Consider the following 15,725-nt stretch of genomic DNA (forward strand, 5'->3'; position numbering starts at 1 on the left):
CGAACGCGGACGGCGCCCGACGTGGACCGGGCGGAAATGGGTGGAGCCCGCCGGTCGACGTCCGACAGGATCGCCGACCATGCGACCGGCCCCGGGGGAAGTCCTGCACTTCTCCGAAGACCCCACGATCACCCGGTTCGAACCGCACGTCGCCGCCACGGCCCGGCAGCCCGAGGCGTACGTGTGGGCCGTGGACCTCGCGCGGTCGCCCGACTACTGGTTCCCACGCCAGTGCCCGCGCGCGATGACGTGGGTCGAGCCCACCACCAGCGCCGAGGACCGGGCGTGGCTGGGCGCCGAACGCGTCCACGCGGTCGAGTTCCGCTGGCTGCGCCGGATGCAGACCGCACGTCTGTACGCCTACCGGTTCGACGCGCGGCCGTTCCGGCCGTTCGGCGAACCACCCAACGCCCACGTGGCCACCGAACCGGTCGAACCACTCGGCCCGCCCGAAGCGGTCGGCGACCTGGTGGCGTTGCACGAGGACGCCGGCATCGAGCTGCGGCTGACGGCCACCCTGTGGCCGTTCTGGCGACGGGTGGTCGCGAGCACGCTCGGGTTCAGCGGCATCCGCCTGCGCAACGCCCTCCCCGAACCGTCCTGATCCCCGACCGGACCGACCCGACTCCGGCCCTCGCCCGCGCACCAGGAGGCAACGACCAGGGTTGCTGACATACCGACCGGTCGGTACCCTCGCGACGTGGACGAACGGCGCATCGACGCGGTGGTGCTGGACTGGGGTGGCGTGCTCACGGTCTCCGTGCCCGCCTTCATCGACGACTGGTTGACCTCGGAGAACATCGACCGGGACCGTTACGGCCGGACCATCCGGACCTGGATGGGCCGCGACGCGGTCCCCGACAACCCGGTCGCGCGACTGGAGACCGGCGAGCTCACCACCGACGAGTTCGAGGCGCTCCTGGCCGCCGAGCTGGTCACCCTCGACGGCCGCGAGGTGGCGTCGAAAGGCCTGCTGCGCCGCATGTTCGGCAGCGCCCACCCCGACCCGGAGATGGTCGACCTGGTGCGCGAACTGCGCGCCGACGGTGTGCGGACCGTGCTGCTGTCCAACAGCTGGGGCGAGGGCTACCCCGAAGAGCTGCTGCTCGAGCTGTTCGACACGATCGTGATCAGCGGCCGGGTCGGGCTGCGCAAGCCCGACCCGCGCATCTTCCAGCACACCCTGGACCAGATCGGCCTGCCCGCCCACCGGTGCGTGTTCTTCGACGACGCGCCGGTCAACGTCGAAGCGGCGCAGGCCGTCGGCCTGCACGCCCACCGGCACACCGACGCCGACACGACCCGCGCGGTGATCGCCCAGCTCAGGGGAGTCGCCGCATGACCGAACTACCCGGCCTGGACCTCGACCGGCTCGCCGCGCACCTCGGCACCGGCCCGTTGACCGGCGAACTGATCCCCGGCGGGCGGTCCAACCTGACCTACCGCGTCGGCGACGGCCACGAGCGCTGGGTGCTGCGTCGCCCGCCGCTGGGCCACGTGCTGGCCACCGCCCACGACATGTCCCGCGAGCACCGGGTGATCAAGGCCTTGGCCGACACCGCCGTGCCGGTGCCGCGGGTGGAGCTGCTCTGCGAGGACACCGACGTCATCGGCGCGCCGTTCTACCTGATGGAAGAGGTGCCCGGCGTGGCGCTGCGGCACCGCGACCAGTGCCCGTGGCTGAGCCCGGACAAGGCCCGCGCCCTGTCCGAACGGCTGGTCGACGTGCTCGCCGACCTGCACGCCGTGGACCCCGAGGACGTCGGCCTGAGCGACTTCGGCCGCCCGGACGGCTTCCTCAAGCGCCAGGTCGCCCGCTGGGGCAAGCAGCTCGACGCCTCCCGCAGCCGTGAGCTGCCCGGTATCGACGAGCTGCGCGACCGGCTCGCCGACAGCGTCCCCGACTCCGCCCGCGCCACGATCGTGCACGGCGACTACCGGCTGGACAACGTGCTGGTCACCGAGGACCCGCTGGACATCAGCGCGGTGCTGGACTGGGAGATGGCCACGCTGGGCGACCCGCTCGCCGACGTCGGCCTGCTGTGCGTGTACTGGAACGGCATCGGCGCGCGCGAGGACGACCCGATCACCGGCACCGTGCCCACGCTGCCCGGTTTCGCCGACACCGACGAGCTGGTCCGCCGCTACGCCGAGCGCAGCGGCGCCGACACCGGCGGTCTGGCCTGGTACACGGCGTTCGCCTACTTCAAGCTCGCCGTGATCCTCGAAGGCATCCACTTCCGCTTCACCCACGGCAAGACCGTGGGGGCGGGGTTCGACCAGATCGGCCAACTCACCCTGCCGCTGGTCCGGCAGGGACTCGCCGCGAGCTCAGGGGAGCACTGATGGACTTCGCCTACGACGCCAAGACCGAGGAACTGCGCGACAAGCTGCTGCGGTTCATGGACGAGTTCGTCTACCCCGCCGAACCCGTCGCCGAGCGGCAGTTGGCCGACGCCGAGGACCCGTGGGCGCGCCCGGCGGTGCTGGAGGAGCTGAAGGCCGAGGCGCGCAGGCAAGGGCTGTGGAACCTGTTCCTGCCCGACCCCGAGCACGGCGGCGGCCTGACGAACCTCCAGTACGCGCCGCTGGCCGAGATCACCGGCCGCAGCCCGCACCTGGCGCCCGAGGCGCTCAACTGCGCCGCGCCGGACACCGGGAACATGGAGGTGCTGGCGATGTTCGGCACCGAGCAGCAGCGCAAGCAGTGGCTGCGGCCCCTGCTCGACGGCGAGATCCGGTCGGCGTTCTGCATGACCGAGCCGGACGTCGCGTCCTCCGACGCCACCAACATCGCCACCAGCATCACCCGCGACGGCGACGAGTACGTCATCAACGGCACCAAGTGGTGGTCCTCGGGCGCGATGAACCCCAACTGCGCGATCTTCATCGTGATGGGCAAGACCGACCCCGACGCCGACCGGCACCGCCAGCAGGCGATGATCCTGGTCCCGCGCGACACGCCGGGCGTGCACGTCAAGCGCGGCATGCACGTGTTCGGCTACACCGACGCCTCCCACGGCGGCCACGCCGAGATCGTCTTCGACGACGTCCGCGTGCCCGCCGACAACCTGATCGCCGGCGAGGGCGAGGGCTTCGCGATCGCCCAGGCCCGCCTCGGCCCCGGCCGCATCCACCACTGCATGCGGCTGATCGGCATCGCCGAGCGCGCGCTGGAACTCATGTGCCGACGCGCGATCTCGCGCGTCGCGTTCGGCCGGCCGATCGCGCGCCAGGGTGTCGTGCAGGAGTGGATCGCCGAGTCGCGGGTGCGGATCGAGCAGGCCAGGCTGCTGGTGCTCAAGACGGCGTGGCTGATGGACACCGTCGGCAACAAGGGCGCGCACACCGAGATCCAGGCCATCAAGATCGGCACACCGCTCATGGCCGAGTGGGTGCTCGACAAGGCGATCCAGGCGCACGGCGCGGGCGGTGTGAGCCAGGACTTCCCGCTGGCCGAGCTGTGGGCGGCGGCGCGGACGCTGCGCCTGGCCGACGGCCCGGACGAGGTGCACCGGATGTCGTTGGCGAAGCGGGAGCTGAAGCGGTACCTGTGACGGGGTGAGCGATTTCGACGTCTTCCTCGCCGACTGCCCCGCCCGCACGACCCTGGAGGTGGTCGGGCACACCTGGTCCGTGGTGGTCGTCGTCGCCCTCGGCGACGGGCCGCTGCGGTACGGGGAGCTGCAGGACCGGATCGGCGGCATCAGCAACAAGATGCTCACCCAGACCCTGGCCCGGCTGCGGGGCAACGGGCTGCTGACGAGCGCTGACGGGTGCCACGAGCTGACCGCTCTCGGTCGGTCGCTGCTCACGCCCGTGCGCGCGCTCGCGGCGTGGGCGGAGGAGCACACCGGCGACCTGCTCGACGCCAGGCGGGACCCCGACGTGCCCGATGGCGCCGATGGGCCCGATGCGGGACGGCAGGCCGGGCGACCCGGCGAGCGCCAAGGCGCACCGGTGGCTCGGCGGCGTCGAGCACCGGCCGTCCAGCCGCAGGGTGGCCGGCAGCACGCGGCGGGGTCCAGGGCTGCCGGGTAGGTCGGCCGGGCACCGGCGAGCCGCGAGCCGGCGGGGGCGGTGCGGCGGTCAGGCGGCGAGCCTTCGGGTGAGGGCGCGCCAGTGGGCGAGACGGGCGGGCGGGCGAGACGGGGCGAGGTGGGTCGAGGGGTCGGGTGGTCACCGGGGGTGGTGGGTGCCGGGGCAGGGGTTGGTTGCCGGCCTCGTTGTTTCAACCGACGTTCCAGATCGATGATAACGCTGTTACGGTTGATAGTCGGATGCAGGATCACTCGATCGTGGACGCGGTAGTCGGGAAAGACGCAGGTCAGGGAAGTGTGCGTGGGAACCGATTGGTTCCTGGGCCTGCGTGACCATTGAGCCATGAGCCGCGTTTCCGTCGTCACCGGAGCCAACCAGGGACTGGGGTTCGCCCTCGTCGAAGGACTCGCCCGCCGCGCCGGCCCGGCCGATGTCGTCTACCTCACCGGCCGGGACGCGGGGCGGGTCGAGGAGGCCGCGGCTCGTCTCGGGCACGACGCCGTGCGCGCCCGCGTGCTGGACGTCGGCGACGGGAGGTCCGTCGCGGACTTCGCCGCCGACCTGCGCGAACGGCACGGGGGTGTGGACGTGGTGTTCTCCAACGCGGCCGCCCGGCTCAGCCCCGGCAGGCCGTGGAGCGACCAGGTCGGCGCCTTCGTCACCACCAACAACCTGGGCACCACCCACGTGCTCCGCGCGTTCACGCCGCTGCTGCGCCCGGGCGGTGCGCTGCTGGTGGTGGCCAGTTCCTTCGGCACGGTGCGCCACCTGCCCCGGCACCTGCACGAGCGCTTCGCCGCACGGTCGCTGGAGGACGTCGACGCCACGATGCTCGCCTGGCGCGACGCCGTCCTCGACGGCACGGCGGCCGACCAGGGCTGGCCGGACTGGGTGAACATCCCGTCCAAGGTCGGCCAGGTCGCCGCCGTGCGCGCGGTCGCGGCCGCGCGCCGGGACGCGGACACCGCCGCCGGCACGCTGATCGCGGCGGTCTGCCCCGGCCTGGTCGACACCGACGCCTCCCGGCCCTGGTTCGCCGGGATGAGCGGCGCGGCCGAACCGGCCGAGGCGGCGGAGCGGCTGCTCGACCTGGCGCTCGGGGCGCGCCGCCGGGAGCACTACGGCGAGTTGGTCCAGTCCGGCCGGGTGCTGCGCTGGTCGTGAGGCACGGCCGCGAGCAGGGTGCGCGTGTAGTCGTGCCGCGGCGACAGCAGCACCTGTTCGACCGTGCCCTGCTCCACCAGCTCCCCCCGGTACATCACGGCGACCCGGTCGGCGATCGTCCACGCCAGACCGAGGTCGTGGGTGATCACCAGCGCGGCCAGGCCCAGCTCCCGGCGCAACCGCAGCAGCAACGCGAGGATCTCGCCGCGCACGGAGGCGTCCAGCGACGCCACCGGCTCGTCGGCGACCAGCAGCCTCGGCCCCAGCGCCAACGCGCCCGCGATCACCACGCGTTGCCGCTGGCCGCCGGACAGCTCGTGCGGCAACGACGGGAAGAACAGCTCCGGCGGCCGCAGCTCGGCCTGCGACAGCGCCTCGGCGACCCGCGCGGCCTCGTCGCCGGGCGCCCGGTGGATGCGCAGCCCTTCCGCGACGGCCTCGTACACGGAGTGCCGGGGGTTCAGCGCGCTCGTCGGGTCCTGCAGCACCAGCTGCACCTGCCGCCGGTACTCGCGCAGGCCCGACGCCGAGCGGGGGAGTTCGACGCCTTCGAACAACACCCGGCCCGCGGTCGGTTTCTGCAGGCCCAGCAGCGTCCGGGCCAACGTCGTCTTGCCCGAGCCGGACTGGCCGACCAGCGCGACGATCTCCCCGGCGCGCACCTCCAGGTCCACCCCGGCCACGGCCTCCGTCGCGCCGAACGACACGCGCACGCCGTCCGCGCGCAGCAGCACCGGCCCGTCGGGGGCCACCTCGGACGGCGTGACCTGCCGCGACGTCGGGTCGCCCACGGTCGGGAACGCCGCCGCCAAGGCCTGCGTGTGCGGGTGGGCGGGCGACGTGATCACCTCCCGCGCCGGGCCTTCCTCCACCACCTGCCCGTGCCGCATCACGGCCAGCCGGTCGCACGTCGAGGCCAGCACGGACAGGTCGTGGCTGATCATCACCAGCCCGATGCCGCGCTCGGCGACCAGCCGCTTCAGCACGTCGAGCACCTGCGCCTGCACCACCACGTCCAGCGCCGTGGTCGGCTCGTCCGCGATCACCAGGCGCGGTTCGCACGCCAACGCCATCGCGATCATCACCCGCTGCTTCTGCCCGCCCGACAGCTCGTGCGGGTAGGCGCGGGCCGCGCGGGCGGGCAGCTCCACCTGGTCCAGCAGCGCCGACACCGACCCGCTCACGCCGTGCAGCCGCATCGGCTCGGCGATCTGCTCGCCCACCCGGTGCACCGGGTTCAACGCGTGCATCGCGCCCTGGAACACCACCGACGCCGCCGCCCACCGCACGGCCCGCAGCCGGCCCCACGACATGCCCCGCACATCCTCGCCGTCGAGCAGCACCTCGCCCTCGACCCGGGCGTTGCGCGGCAGCAACCGCAGCACCGACATGGCCACGGTCGACTTGCCGCACCCCGACTCCCCCGCCAGCCCCAGCGTCTGCCCGGCCTCCAGCGCCAGCGACACCGACCGCACCGCGGTGGCCTCGCCGCGCGCGGTCCGGTAGTGCACGCTCAGGTCGCGCAACTCCAGCAGGCTGCTCACCGCTCCCCCTTCAGCCGCGGGTTGAGCACCGTCTCCAGGGCCCGCCCGCACAGCGTGAACGCCAGCACCACGCACACCACGCCCAGTCCCGGCGGCACCAGGAACCACCACGCCCGCTGCGACACCGCGCCGTGCATGTTCGCCGCGTGCAGCAGCGACCCCCACGACACCCGTGTCGGGTCGCCCAACCCGAGGAACGACAGGGTCGACTCCGCCACGATCGCGCTGGCCACCGTCAACGTCGTGTTCACGAACACCAGCGGCAGCACCGCGGGCAGCACGTGGCGCCCGATCACGTGCGCGTGACCGCCGCCCAACGCGCGGGACCGCTCGATGAAAGGCCGCGCCTCCACCGCCAAAGTCTGCGCCCGCACCAGCCGCGCGGTCGCCGGCCACGACGTCACCCCGATCGCCAGCACGATCGTGCCCAGCCCGCGCGGCAGCACGGTCGACAGCGCGATCGCCAGCACCAGCGACGGCAGGACCAGGAAGAAGTCGGTGAACCGCATCAGCACCGCCGACACCCAGCCGCCGAAGTGGGCCGCCGCGATCCCGACCACGGTGCCGATCAGCACCGACAGCACCGTCGCCGCGAGCCCCACGACCAGCGAGATCCGGGTGCCCCACCACGTCAGCAGCAGCACCGACCGCCCGTTGTGGTCCGTGCCCAGCCAGTGCCGCGCGGACGGCGGCTCCCACGGCCGGGCGGTCGCCCGCGTCACGTCCAGCCCGGACGTGTCGGTCACCAGCGGCGCCAGCACGGCCAGCGCCGCGATCACCGCCAGGCCGATCAGCCCGACCAGGCCGCCGCGCTGGGAGGCGAACTCCCGCCACGTCGCCCGTGCCGCGGCCCGCCGCCGTTGCCACGCGATGGCCGTCACGACGCACGCACCCGCGGGTCCAGGACCCGGTAGAGCAGGTCCGCGAACACGTTCATGGTGATCACCGCTCCCGCCAGCACCACGAACGTGCCCTGCAGCAGCGGCAGGTCCGGCCCGGTCAGCGCCTCGTAGGTCAACAGGCCCAGCCCGGGCCAGGAGAACACGGTCTCCACCGTGATCGCGCCCGACACCACGAGCCCCAGGTGCAGGAACACCAGCGTCACGGTCGGCAGCAGCGCGTTGGGCACGGCGTGCCGCCGCCGCACCACGTCGTCGCGCAGCCCTTTCGCCCGCGCGGTGGTCAGGTAGTCGGCGTGCATCTCCTCCAGCAGCGACGACCGCATCACCAGCAGGTACTGCGCGTAGACCACGGCGATCATGGTCAGGCACGGCAGCACCATGTGGTGGGCCACGTCCAGCGACTGCGACAGGAAGTCCGGCGGCGTGTCGGGGTACCGCATGCCGCCGCTGGGGAACAGGTCGCCGGTCGCCAGCGACAGCAGCATGCCCAGCCAGAACGTCGGCATCGCCCACTGCGCCAGCGCCAGCCCGGTGGAGATCCGGTCCGACCGCGACCCGCGCCGCCACGCGCCGCGGATGCCCAGCCACAGCCCGATCGTCACGGCCAGCGCGGTCGAGGTGCCGGTGAGCAGCACGGTCGGCCACAGCCGTTCGCCGATCAGCTCCAGCACCGGTCTGCTGTAGACGTAGGAGGTGCCGAAGTCGCCGCGCAGCGCCGCGCCCAGGTAGTCGACGAACTGCTCGCCCAACGGCTTGTCCACGCCCAGTCGCGCGCGCAGCTCGGCGAGCTGGTCGCCGGTGACCGGGCGGCCGCGGGTCATCGCGACCACCGGGTCGCCGGGGATCACCCGGAACAGCAGGAACCCCAGCGTCACCACGAACAGCAGGCTGACCAGCGCGCCGCCGACCTTGCCCGCCAGGTGCCGGATCACTCGCGGTCCTCCGCGCGCAGCCCGCGCCGCCGACCCATCAGCCACGCGCCGCCGACCAGCACGATCAGCGCGCCGCCGACCACGCCGAGCACCAACCCGGTGTTGGAGCCGGTGTCGCCGCCGGTGACGGTCGCGGGCGTGGCGCCGTAGTAGCCCCACATGCCGTTCTGGGCCATGATCACGCCGCCCGGGTCGGGCTGCACGGGGAAGGAGGCGAACTTGTCGCTGCGGTAGGCCTCCAGCGCGTTGTCGTAGCCCAGGACCACGGCCGGGACCTGGTCGTAGAACCGCTGCTGCATCCGCAGCACCAGCTCGCGCCGCTTGGCCGGGTCGAACTCGGCGCGCTGCCGCGCGTACAGGGCGTCGTACTCGGCGTCGCAGAAGAACGTGTCGGTGGTGCCGCCCTTGCCGTCGGCGTTGGGTCGCTGGCCGCACGTGTGCAGCGACAGGATGAAGTCCGGGTCGGGGTTGGTGCCCCAGCCGGAGAACTGCAGGTCGAACGTCCCGGCCGTGCCCGCCTCGTTGAGCTGGTTGTCCGACACGACCTGCACGTCGACCGCGATGCCCAGGTCGGCCAGGGACCGCTTGACGAACTCGCCGGCCTGCTCGTCGTAGGCGCGGCTGGCGTGCCCGAGCAGCCGCAGCTCCATGCGCCTGCCCTGCGGGGAGACGCGGATGCCGTCCGCGCCGCGCGCGTACCCGGCCTGGTCCAGGTCGGCGTTGGCCGCCGCCGGGTCGTGCGGGTAGGGCTGTTCGGGCTTGAGGTGGTAGTCGGCGAACACCGGCGGGATCGGGCCGGTGCCGCGCTGCGCGTAGCCGCCGTTGACCTTGTCGATGATCGCGTCCAGGTCGAGCGACTTGGCGATGGCGCGGCGCACCACGACGTCCTTCAACGCCGGGTGCCCGTCGCCGATCGGCTCGCCGGTGCGCGTCGCCGCCCCCGAGTTGATCACGATCTCGTTGAAGCGGCGGCCCTGCGCCTGGTTGCGGGTGATGCCGTCCTTGTCCTTGAGCGAGTCGAACTGCGCCGGGCCCATCCGGTTGACCAGGTCGACCTCGCCCTTGGACAGCGCCTGCACGGCGGCGTCGGCGGTCTTGTAGTAGCTGAACGTCAGCTCGTCGTACTTGGGCGCGCCCCGCCAGTAGTCCTTGTTCGCCTTGAACCGGATGAACTCGTTGGCCCGGTACTCGGTGAGGACGAAGGGCCCGCTGCCCACCACGGGGGTCTGGTCGTTGCGGTACTCGCCGATGTCGGCGACCTTCGACCAGACGTGCGCGGGCACGATCGGCACGTCCAGCGCGAGCATGGTCGCCTGCGGCTGCTTGGTCTTGATCACCAGTGTGCGGTCGTCGGTCGCGGTGACCGACTCGAACTCGGCGGTGAAGCTGCCGTTGGCGGTGGCGGCGGTCTCGTCGCGCATCATCAGGTCGTAGGTGAACGCCGCGTCCTTGGCGGTGATGGGCTGCCCGTCGGACCACTTCTTGCCCTCCGGCACGCGGAACGTCCACGTCAGCCGGTCCTCGGAGGACTCCCACCGGTCGGCCAGGCCCTCCACCGGGCGCTGGTCCTTCACGTCGTAGGCGGTCAGGTAGTCGTACATCAGCCTGCCGACCTCGGTGCCCGCCTGGAAGATCGACAGGAACGGGTTGAGCGAATCCACCTGCTGGGTGATCGCCACCCGCAAGGTCACCGCCTGTTGCGCCTGCGCCGGTGTCGGCGCGAGCAGAACCACCAAAGTCATCGCCGCCGTGACCGCGCCGAATCGTCGGATACCCACAGTGACCGCCTCCCGCCCGTGAGTGGAAGTCAAGAAGTAACCACTACGTTGTGGCGCACGTCAAGAACCGACATCGCCTCGGTACGGTGAACGCATGCGGATCTTGATCTCGGCGGACATGGAAGGGGCGACGGGGGTCACCTGGACCGCCGACGTCGTCCCGCAGACCGAGCAGTGGCAGCGGTTCCGCCGGCTGTTCACCGGCGACGTCAACGCCTGCGTCGCGGGCCTGCACGCGGGCGGCGCGACCGACGTGCTCGTCAACGAGGCCCACTCCTCGCAGCGCAACCTCCTGCTGGAGGACCTCGACCCCCGCGCCCGGCTGCTCACCGGGCGGCACAAGCCGCTGTCGATGATGCAGGGCGTCGACTCCGGTGTGGACGGCGTGGTGTTCCTCGGCTACCACGCCGGCGCGGGCCAGGAGGGCGTCCTCGCCCACACCTACCTGGAGAACTCGATCACCGGGGTGTGGCTGGACGGCGTGCCCGCGAGCGAGGGCAGGCTCAACGCCGCGCTGGCCGCCGAGCACGGCGTCCCCGTGCTGCTCGTGACCGGCGACGACAAGGCCTGCGACGACGCCCGCGACTACGCGCCCGGCGCCGGGTACGTCGCCGTCAAGGAGTGCGTCAGCCGCTACGCCGCCGTCTGCTCGCCCCCTCAGGTGACCTCCGAGCTGATCACCGCGGCCGCCCGCGCGGCCGCGGGCCGGGCCGGACGGGCGCCGGGCGCGGTCGCCGCGCACCGGGTCGAGGTGGAGTTCGACGCCACCCACCTGGCGGCCGCCGCGGCGGTGGTCCCTACGGTGGAGCGGGTCGGACCACGCCGGGTCGGGTTCGACGCGGCGTCGATGACGCTGACGATGCAGGCGTTCAAGGTCGTCACCGCGATCGCCGCGGGGGCGGTGGAGGGAATCTATGGCTGAGGACGTCGTCGACCTGTGCGCGGCGCTGCTGCGGTTCGACACCACCAACCGCGGCGGCGGCGACTCCGCCGGCGAACGGGAGGCCGCCGAGTTCGTCGCGGCGCACCTGGACGCCGTCGGCGTGCCCGCGACCGTGCTCGAACCCGCGCCGCGCCGGGGCAACGTGCTGGCCCGCGTGACCGGCTCCGACCCCGACCTGCCCGCGCTGCTCGTGCAGGCGCACCTGGACGTGGTGCCCGCCGACCCCGCCGAGTGGAGCGTGCCGCCGTTCGCCGGGATCGAGCGCGACGGCTACCTGTGGGGCCGCGGCGCGGTCGACATGAAGGACATGATCGCCATGGTCCTGGCCGTGCTGGGCGACTGGTCCCGCGAGGGCCGCCGGCCGCGCCGCGACATCGTGCTCGCGTTCGTCGCCGACGAGGAGGACCGCGGCGAGTTCGGCGCGCACTGGCTCGTCGACCACCACGCCGACTTCTTCGCCGGCTGCGCCACCGCGATCGGCGAGTCCGGCGGCTACGCCTACCCCGTCGGCGACCGGCGCGTCTACCCCATCGGCACGGCCGAACGCGGCACCTCCCACCTGCGGCTCACCGCCACCGGGCGCGCCGGGCACGGCTCCCGCCGCAACGACGACAACGCCGTGGCCAAGCTCCTGGCCGCGCTCGCCCGCGTCACCGCCCTGCGGCACCCCGTGCGGCTGACCCCGACCGTGCGGGCGTTCATCGAACGGGTCGGCGCCGCGCTGGACGTGCCGGTCGACCTGGCCGACGTCGACGCCACCATCGCCCGGTTCGGCGCCGCCGCGAAGCTGGTCGAGAACACCGTCCGCGACAGCGTCACGCCCACCGTGCTCCAAGCCGGGTACAAGGTGAACGTGATCCCCGGCAGCGCCACCGCCGAACTGGACGTGCGCACCCTGCCCGGCGCCGCGGACGAGCTGCTCGCCTCGATCGACGCCGCCCTCGGCCCGGACGTGCGACGCGAGTTCATCGCCGACGAACCGCCCGTGCAGGCGCCGATCGACTCGCCGTGGTTCGACGCCATGGCCGCGGCGCTGCGCGCGGAGGACCCCGAGGCCGTCGTCGTGCCCTACTGCATGGGCGGCGGCACGGACGCCAAGGCGTTCAACCGGCTGGGCATCGACTGTTACGGCTTCGCCCCGCTGTCCCTGCCGGCCGGCTACGACTACCGCGCCATGCCGCACGGCGTGGACGAGCGCGTGCCCGTGGAAGGACTCCGCTTCGGCGCCCGCGTGCTCGACCGGTTCCTGTCCTCGTAACCCGCCATCACTCGATCGGGTGGGACGGGCCCGGTATCCCCACCCCTCACCGCACCCTCCTAGCTCGGGGAGTGCTGGGTGGAGGAGGCCGGGACGTGTGGGCGCGAATCACCAGAGGGGCGGTGGCGGTGGCGATCGTCGTGGGCGTCGCCTCGTGCGACAACGGGGTGTTCGACCACCCGGGCGGTGACACCGGGACCGACCGGGGCACCACCGGGGCAGCAGCGGGAGCGGTTCGGGCGGGAACACCACCACCGGGTCGAGGAACGGCGGGGATCGGTACGGCTGGTTCCTCCCGGAGGGACCGGATTCGCCGAGCTTCCCCGAAGACGACGAGCCGGCCGGCGTGACCAGGGACGACCCGCGCGAACACGCCGAACCGACCACCGCCACCACGACTCCGAGGACCACCACCACGACCACCACGACGTCATGACCCCGGTCGTCCGGGATCCGCCCGGCACGGCCTCCGACGAGCCGGACGCCGTGCGCCGCGTCGGCGAGGCGCTGGCCAACGTCACCGTGCTCACCGGTCTGCCGGTGGCTGGAACCCCGCGTCCGCGCGGCGACCGACCGGCCCGGCAACCGCGCGCGGGCACTCTCGACGAGCCTGTCGGCGGCCTGGCCGGTCCTGCCCGCCCTCGCCGTGGCGCTCGGGCTGCTGTTCCCGATCACCAGCTTCTACGCGTTCCCGCTCGCGGTCGGCGGCGGCATCCTGCTGTCGCTGCACACGGCCCGCCTGCGCCGCCCGGACGCGCACCCGACGTGACCAGGGTGCTCGGCTTCGCCGTCGGATCGCTCTCCCTGTTCTGGTCAGCGGGCAACTACGCCGAGGTCCGGGGCGTCGAACTGGCCCGCGACTACGCCGAGGACCTGCACGGGCAGACCGCCGTCGTCGTCTACGCCCCGCAACGCCTGCACATCACCGCGCCCGGGGCCTGCGAGGAACCCCTGCCCGCCGAGGGCTCCCGCTACCGGTTCCGCTACGCGGGCCTGCGCCTGCTCGCCAAGGTCGGCGCCAAGTACTTCCTCGTCTCCGACGGCTGGACCCGCGACCGCGGCACCGTGGTCGCGCTCGCCGACGACGACCTCCGCGTCGAACTGGGCCACGGCGACCAGGCACGCCCGCCGGGCTGCGCGGGCGCTACAGGTCCAGGTCGGTGATCTCGCGCAGCCTGGCCAGCGCGTCGAGCAGCGCGACCATCCGCGGCCGGCCCAGGTGCGCGGTCCACTCCCGCTGCACCTCGGCGATCGCGTCCACGCAGACCGGGATCGCCCGGCGCCCGCGCTCGGCCACCCGGATCAGCCGGGCCCGCGCGTCGGTCGGGTCCGGGCCGCGCTCCACGTAACCGGCTCGTTCGAGCTGGTCGACCAGGAAACCGGCGGTCTGCTTGGTCACCCGGGCGGCCTCCGCGAGCTCCGTGAGCCGCGACCCGTCCCGGTCGATCCGGTGGAACACCCGTGCCTGCGCGGGCGTCACGTCGTCGAACCCCGCCCGCGAGAGGGCGGCGAACACCCGGTTCTCGAGTTCGCGGTGCGGCAGGTACAGCAACAGGCCGAGGTCGTCGGGCACGTCACTCCTTGACATCGGTCAGAGAAGTTGATCACCCTATCGTGTCCTGCCCGTCGGGTGACGCCGCTAGTCGAAGCGGATGTGCTTCACCGAAGTCCACGTCCGCCGCACCCGGCCGCGCAGCCTGCCGTCGGTGTTCGGCGTCAGCGCCAACCCGGCCGACGCGGCGACCCGGTCCGCGACCTGCGCCACCGTCAGGTGGTCGGTCCACACGTGCTCGGCGAACTCCGGCTCGCGCAGCCCTGCCAGGCAGCGGTCCACCACCCGCAGCGCGAAGCTCTCCCGGCGCAGCGCCGCGTCCTTGCCGAGCACGACCCGCGCCGCGTGCCCGAACCCGCGTTCCCGCAGCCGCCGCACCACCGTCTCCCGCTCGGCCAGCAACGCGAAGTGCCGCACGTCGTGACCCCGGTCGCGCAACCCGCCGACGATCTCCCGGAAGTAGGCGGGCTCCACCACCGTCATCGGCACCACGACCACCCCGTCGTGCCCGCTCGCCGCCCGGTCCAACACCTCCACCACACCCCGCCGCCACGACGCCAGGTCCTGGAAGTCGCCGCGCAGCGCGGGCGGCGTCATCCGGTGCAGCGCGAACCCGACGTGCTCGGGGTCGCTGAGGAAGCTGCCCGGCAACCGCCGCCGCAACTCGTGCGCGGTCTGGGTCTTGCCGCCGCCGAACGGCCCGTTGATCCACAGGAGCACGTCACCGACCTTACGGACGCCGCGCCAACCGGACGAGCTTGAGCGCCAGGTGCAGCTCCAGGCGGGCGCCGCCGTCGGCCAGGTCGCGGCCGGTCAGCTCGGCGATCCGACCCAACCGGTAGTACAGGCTGGTGCGGTGCAGGTGCAGGCGCTCCGCCGCGGCACGCACCTCGCAGCCGCAGTCCAGGTACACCTCCAGCGTCCGCAGCAGCACCTCCGACAACCCGGCCAGCACCTCGTCCGGCGACGCGCCCAGCAGCAGCCGGTACGCGCCCAGTTCGGACCACCGCACCCGGTCCGGCAACGCCGGGTCCAGCCGCGCCAGCTCCGCCGCCGCCAACGCCTGCTGGTAGGCCGCGCCGGTCCGGTCCGGCGGGTGCGGGTCGCTCACCCCGACGTGCCCGGGCAGGTCCGGCACGGCGTCGGCGGCCGGCACCGTGCGCACCACCCGCGGCTCCAACGCCACCACCACCCGCACCGGAGCCCGCTCGCCGACGGGCACCTGCGCCGCCAACGCCGCCAACCGCTCACCCAGGTCCACCTCCGGCACGTCACCCAGCACCCACAGGTAGCCGACCAGCGCCCCGTTGTGCCGCAACGGGAACCCCACCCGCTGCTGGAACCCCAACGCCGCGTTCCCCGGCACCCGCACCGGCCCCGCCGCGGTCGCCACGCCGTGCTGCTCCTGCCAGGCCGCCACGTCCGCGGGCACCCGCCGGGTCAGGATCGCCCGCACCCGCGCCTGGTCCACGTCGTCGGTCTGGGCGCTGTGCGCCACCACCCGGCCCGCCACGTCGTCCACCGACACCCCGCGCCCCAGCACCCGGGACAGCTCGTCCAGCAGCTCCTGCATTCCGACAACTGTAGGAACAACTCCAGTCCCCGGACGGT

Annotated in this window: 17 protein-coding genes; 10 read left to right on the forward strand and 7 right to left on the reverse strand. The window is 73.1% G+C overall.

The genetic code is table 11. From position 1 onward, the window contains the following. Positions 1 to 79 precede the first annotated feature (79 nt). From EDD40_RS02820 to EDD40_RS02845, 6 genes are all read left to right on the forward strand, one after another. Positions 80 to 604: a DUF6886 family protein gene (locus EDD40_RS02820; protein WP_123741508.1), complete on the forward strand. Its 525-nt coding sequence runs from the start codon at positions 80 to 82 to the stop codon at positions 602 to 604. Between the two features lie 96 nt (positions 605 to 700). Further along, a complete protein-coding gene (locus EDD40_RS02825; protein ID WP_211348062.1) occupies positions 701 to 1,342 on the forward strand; it encodes an HAD family hydrolase in 642 nt (213 codons plus the stop codon). Continuing rightward, the gene (locus tag EDD40_RS02830; protein WP_123741509.1) at positions 1,339 to 2,346 is read left to right on the forward strand and encodes a phosphotransferase family protein; all 1,008 of its coding nucleotides are present in this window, start codon (positions 1,339 to 1,341) and stop codon (positions 2,344 to 2,346) included. Before EDD40_RS02825 ends, EDD40_RS02830 begins: the two co-directional genes overlap by 4 nt. Next, complete coding sequence (locus EDD40_RS02835) at positions 2,346 to 3,557, forward strand: acyl-CoA dehydrogenase family protein (protein WP_123741510.1); 1,212 nt, start codon at positions 2,346 to 2,348, stop codon at positions 3,555 to 3,557. Before EDD40_RS02830 ends, EDD40_RS02835 begins: the two co-directional genes overlap by 1 nt. 4 nt (positions 3,558 to 3,561) lie before the next feature. Next, a complete protein-coding gene (locus EDD40_RS02840) occupies positions 3,562 to 4,041 on the forward strand; it encodes a winged helix-turn-helix transcriptional regulator (RefSeq protein WP_123741511.1) in 480 nt (159 codons plus the stop codon). 342 nt (positions 4,042 to 4,383) lie between these two features. After that, complete coding sequence (locus EDD40_RS02845; RefSeq protein WP_123741512.1) at positions 4,384 to 5,205, forward strand: SDR family NAD(P)-dependent oxidoreductase; 822 nt, start codon at positions 4,384 to 4,386, stop codon at positions 5,203 to 5,205. On the opposite strand, the gene nikE is transcribed toward EDD40_RS02845, so the two are convergent. The 4 genes from nikE to EDD40_RS02865 are packed head-to-tail and all read right to left on the reverse strand — an operon-like array spanning position 5,160 to position 10,325. After that, on the reverse strand, positions 5,160 to 6,749 hold the full coding sequence (nikE, locus tag EDD40_RS02850; RefSeq protein ID WP_123741513.1) for a nickel ABC transporter ATP-binding protein NikE: 1,590 nt from the start codon (positions 6,747 to 6,749) through the stop codon (positions 5,160 to 5,162). The two genes, EDD40_RS02845 and nikE, sit on opposite strands and share 46 nt — an antisense overlap. After that, positions 6,746 to 7,630 (reverse strand): ABC transporter permease, encoded by an 885-nt coding sequence (locus tag EDD40_RS02855; RefSeq protein WP_123741514.1) that lies wholly within the window; start codon positions 7,628 to 7,630, stop codon positions 6,746 to 6,748. The genes nikE and EDD40_RS02855 overlap by 4 nt, the downstream gene beginning before the upstream one ends. Continuing rightward, positions 7,627 to 8,583 (reverse strand): ABC transporter permease, encoded by a 957-nt coding sequence (locus tag EDD40_RS02860; RefSeq protein WP_328809464.1) that lies wholly within the window; start codon positions 8,581 to 8,583, stop codon positions 7,627 to 7,629. The genes EDD40_RS02855 and EDD40_RS02860 overlap by 4 nt, the downstream gene beginning before the upstream one ends. Next, positions 8,580 to 10,325, reverse strand: coding sequence for an ABC transporter substrate-binding protein (locus tag EDD40_RS02865; protein WP_170184926.1), 1,746 nt, complete (start codon positions 10,323 to 10,325; stop codon positions 8,580 to 8,582). The genes EDD40_RS02860 and EDD40_RS02865 overlap by 4 nt, the downstream gene beginning before the upstream one ends. A gap of 130 nt (positions 10,326 to 10,455) precedes the next feature. Here EDD40_RS02865 and EDD40_RS02870 point away from each other — a divergent pair, with 130 nt between their 5' ends. The 4 genes from EDD40_RS02870 (at position 10,456) to EDD40_RS02880 (ending at position 13,726) form a co-directional block, all read left to right on the forward strand. Beyond that, on the forward strand, positions 10,456 to 11,283 hold the full coding sequence (locus tag EDD40_RS02870) for a M55 family metallopeptidase (RefSeq protein ID WP_123741517.1): 828 nt from the start codon (positions 10,456 to 10,458) through the stop codon (positions 11,281 to 11,283). Beyond that, positions 11,276 to 12,562 (forward strand): M20/M25/M40 family metallo-hydrolase, encoded by a 1,287-nt coding sequence (locus tag EDD40_RS02875; RefSeq protein WP_123741518.1) that lies wholly within the window; start codon positions 11,276 to 11,278, stop codon positions 12,560 to 12,562. The genes EDD40_RS02870 and EDD40_RS02875 overlap by 8 nt, the downstream gene beginning before the upstream one ends. 646 nt (positions 12,563 to 13,208) lie before the next feature. After that, the gene (locus EDD40_RS44225) at positions 13,209 to 13,331 is read left to right on the forward strand and encodes a hypothetical protein (RefSeq protein ID WP_281277739.1); all 123 of its coding nucleotides are present in this window, start codon (positions 13,209 to 13,211) and stop codon (positions 13,329 to 13,331) included. Then, on the forward strand, positions 13,328 to 13,726 hold the full coding sequence (locus EDD40_RS02880) for a hypothetical protein (protein ID WP_123741519.1): 399 nt from the start codon (positions 13,328 to 13,330) through the stop codon (positions 13,724 to 13,726). The genes EDD40_RS44225 and EDD40_RS02880 overlap by 4 nt, the downstream gene beginning before the upstream one ends. Here EDD40_RS02880 and EDD40_RS44230 read toward each other — a convergent pair. The 3 genes from EDD40_RS44230 to EDD40_RS02895 form a co-directional block, all read right to left on the reverse strand. Continuing rightward, positions 13,707 to 14,135, reverse strand: a complete 429-nt coding sequence (locus EDD40_RS44230; RefSeq protein WP_236595025.1) for a MarR family winged helix-turn-helix transcriptional regulator — start codon at positions 14,133 to 14,135, stop codon at positions 13,707 to 13,709. The two genes, EDD40_RS02880 and EDD40_RS44230, sit on opposite strands and share 20 nt — an antisense overlap. Positions 14,136 to 14,201: 66 nt before the next feature. Then, on the reverse strand, positions 14,202 to 14,834 hold the full coding sequence (locus tag EDD40_RS02890) for an AAA family ATPase (protein WP_123741521.1): 633 nt from the start codon (positions 14,832 to 14,834) through the stop codon (positions 14,202 to 14,204). A 10-nt stretch (positions 14,835 to 14,844) separates the two neighbouring features. Beyond that, entirely contained in the window at positions 14,845 to 15,687 is an 843-nt protein-coding gene (locus EDD40_RS02895; protein WP_123741522.1) for a PucR family transcriptional regulator, read from the reverse strand. Between the last annotated feature and the right edge of the window lie 38 nt (positions 15,688 to 15,725).

Source organism: Saccharothrix texasensis, from assembly GCF_003752005.1.
Classification (GTDB): domain Bacteria; phylum Actinomycetota; class Actinomycetes; order Mycobacteriales; family Pseudonocardiaceae; genus Actinosynnema; species Actinosynnema texasense.

What these genes read in the sequence shown, in the direction of transcription:
- EDD40_RS02820 (WP_123741508.1), top strand. Translation starts at nt 80, where the DNA reads ATGCGACCGGCCCCGGGGGAAGTCCTGCACTTCTCCGAAGACCCCACG.
- EDD40_RS02830 (WP_123741509.1), top strand. Translation starts at nt 1,339, where the DNA reads ATGACCGAACTACCCGGCCTGGACCTCGACCGGCTCGCCGCGCACCTC.
- EDD40_RS02835 (WP_123741510.1), top strand. Translation starts at nt 2,346, where the DNA reads ATGGACTTCGCCTACGACGCCAAGACCGAGGAACTGCGCGACAAGCTG.
- EDD40_RS02845 (WP_123741512.1), top strand. Translation starts at nt 4,384, where the DNA reads ATGAGCCGCGTTTCCGTCGTCACCGGAGCCAACCAGGGACTGGGGTTC.
- EDD40_RS02865 (WP_170184926.1), bottom strand. Translation starts at nt 10,325, where the DNA reads ATGACTTTGGTGGTTCTGCTCGCGCCGACACCGGCGCAGGCGCAACAG.
- EDD40_RS02870 (WP_123741517.1), top strand. Translation starts at nt 10,456, where the DNA reads ATGCGGATCTTGATCTCGGCGGACATGGAAGGGGCGACGGGGGTCACC.
- EDD40_RS02875 (WP_123741518.1), top strand. Translation starts at nt 11,276, where the DNA reads ATGGCTGAGGACGTCGTCGACCTGTGCGCGGCGCTGCTGCGGTTCGAC.
- EDD40_RS02895 (WP_123741522.1), bottom strand. Translation starts at nt 15,687, where the DNA reads ATGCAGGAGCTGCTGGACGAGCTGTCCCGGGTGCTGGGGCGCGGGGTG.